Source organism: Oleiphilus sp. HI0128, from assembly GCF_001635365.1.
The window spans coordinates 1-1,113 of the sequence record NZ_LWGG01001144.1 but is presented as its reverse complement, the minus strand read 5'-3'; the positions used below and the strand labels follow the sequence as shown (position 1 = coordinate 1,113).

Here is a 1,113-nt window from a genome sequence, read left to right as displayed (position 1 = left end):
AACCCTTCACTACCTATCGCTATTCCCTTGTTAACCGCCTCGCGTATATCTGTGATCATTTCTTCATCTACATGATGCCTAAACAATTCTCTATAATTATTTAACCTTTCATCAGTCGACTTGCCCAGTGCCAAATACTCTTTATGCGGGTTCAATAACCCTGATACTTTACCTAAAGCATTACACTGATAACTTGACCAATAATAATCACCTGGATCTTCAACCATATTGGCGACTACTGGATTTAGCTAAATATATCTATAACATTCCAATAAGTAGCGCTCTGATTCAACTAAGCTGCTTTAAGGGGACTGAGGGATTCTTTTTTAATCAGAGTTCTGTACCAACTAAAAATCCGTTAACTGATTACTTTATAATCCCTCCGTCCCCTTTTACTGCTGCGGATGCAGTGAAACACTTGAGTCCCAAAGTCGGTCCCACAGTAATGTAAGCTTTGTCCAATCAAGTGAATCGTTGACACGTATGGCTTTGATAGGCGAAATAGTCGATACTTGAGTATCTTGGTTTACTTGTTCTGCAATGGCGAAATTGAATGCATAAGCGCCTTCAACGCCCATTCTTAGGTCAGACATGACTATTCGATCTTCACGAGTTTCAGCTTTGTAAAAACCTTTGGTAAACCATACCAGTCGTTGGGCATCCCAATGGCTTTCTAAGCCTTTTAATAACTCGGTGCCTTTAGGGTAGGTCTTAAATTCGATTGTATTCGTGTCTTCCCAAATACTCACATGTGAGATGCTGTAACGATCGCCTTCATCTATCACTATTCGCCATAAGAAAGAGCTCAATGGCATAGGTGTACTGATGGTAGATACGACTTTGCTTGTTCCTTTCTGATTGAGCCAAGCGGTGGCAATTTTCTCTTCCGCGATATGTTTTGCAAAGACGCCCCAGCATAGGTATAGCGATGAAATAGCGAAAGCTGAGGTGGTGATCATGGTGGCTTTCTTTGAAATCCAAGTATTCCTGTAGGCGAGAAACAGCGCAAGTAAAAGCGGCAGCGTATAGAATGGGTCGATAATAAATACGCTTGATAAGCCAAAGGGGTGCTCTGTTAGCGGCCAGAACAATTGAGTTCCATATACGGTGCAG

Annotated in this window: 1 protein-coding gene and 1 pseudogene; both read right to left on the bottom strand. The window is 41.8% G+C overall.

The window, feature by feature from the left end; all coding sequences use genetic code 11:
• A pseudogene (locus A3763_RS19400) lies at window positions 1–227 on the bottom strand (transposase); the annotation flags it as partial.
• 165 nt (window positions 228–392) lie between these two features.
• On the bottom strand, window positions 393–1,113 hold a 721-nt coding region (locus tag A3763_RS19395), incomplete at its 5' end, for a metal-dependent hydrolase (protein ID WP_068760366.1).